Below are 1,035 nucleotides of genomic sequence, written 5' to 3' on the forward strand. Positions count from 1 at the left end.
GGAGCGCGAGGTGACCGGCGAGTTGGTGGCGCTGGCCGGGTATCGGTTTGACCTGTCGAGCGAGATTCCGATCCGTGCCCAGATCTATTCCGTGGGGCCCGAGCAACATGTGGTGGGAATTGTGGTGCACCACATCGCTTTTGACGGCTGGTCTTTGGCTCCCATGTTCCGCGATGTGGCCGAGGCGTATCGGTCCAGGCGGGCTGGCCGCACCCCCAGCTGGCCCGGTTTGGCGGTGCAGTACGCGGATTACACACTGTGGCAACGGGATTGGCTGGGAGACGAATCCGATCCCGACAGTGTGATCGCCGCGCAGTTGGCTTATTGGCGCGAGGAGTTGGCCGAGCTGCCCGAGGTGGTGTCGCTGCCGACCGACCGGGTCCGTCCGCCGGTGCCCAGCTACCGCGGTGATCAGGTCGAGGTGCGCATCGACCCGCAGCTGTGGGCGGGGATCAAGGCGCTGGCGGCGGCGCACAACGCGACGGCCTCGATGGTGTTGCAGGCGGCGTTGGCCGTGGTGCTGCACCGGGCCGGTGCCGGTGAGGATATCGCGATGGGCACCCCGATCGCCGGGCGACTGGACGAGGCCCTCGATGATCTGGTCGGGTTTTTCGTCAACACCTGGGTATTGCGCGTGGGTGTCAATGCCGCGCAGCGCTTCTCCGACGTCCTGGCCGCGGTGCGGCACAAGGCCCTGGCCGCCTACAACAGCCAGGACGTTCCCTTCGAGCGGCTGGTCGAACAGCTCAACCCGGTGCGCTCCACCGCCCATCACCCGCTGTTCCAGGTGGGCATGGCCTTTATGAGCAATGTGCGCCCCGAGGTAGCGCTGGACGGAGTCGACGTCGAGCCGCTCGGAGTGTCCACCCAAACCTCCAAGTTCGACCTGGATTTCAACCTGGGTGAGGTGCTCGCCGAGGAGGCGGGCGCGCCGATGGCGACCGGGGTAGTGCTGTACGCCACGGATTTGTTCGACCGGGCCAGCATCGAGCGGTTGGTCGGCTGGTTTGGCCGGGTGATCGAGGCGGTGGTGAC

Annotated in this window: 1 protein-coding gene; it reads left to right on the top strand. The window is 66.6% G+C overall.

Going from position 1 to position 1,035, the window contains the following annotated elements; all coding sequences use genetic code 11:
* Nucleotides 1-1,035: condensation domain-containing protein (locus tag A5744_RS23355; protein WP_240563166.1), on the top strand; the 1,035-nt coding region annotated here is incomplete at both ends.

The organism is Mycobacterium sp. IS-1264 (assembly GCF_001954195.1).
GTDB lineage: Bacteria > Actinomycetota > Actinomycetes > Mycobacteriales > Mycobacteriaceae > Mycobacterium.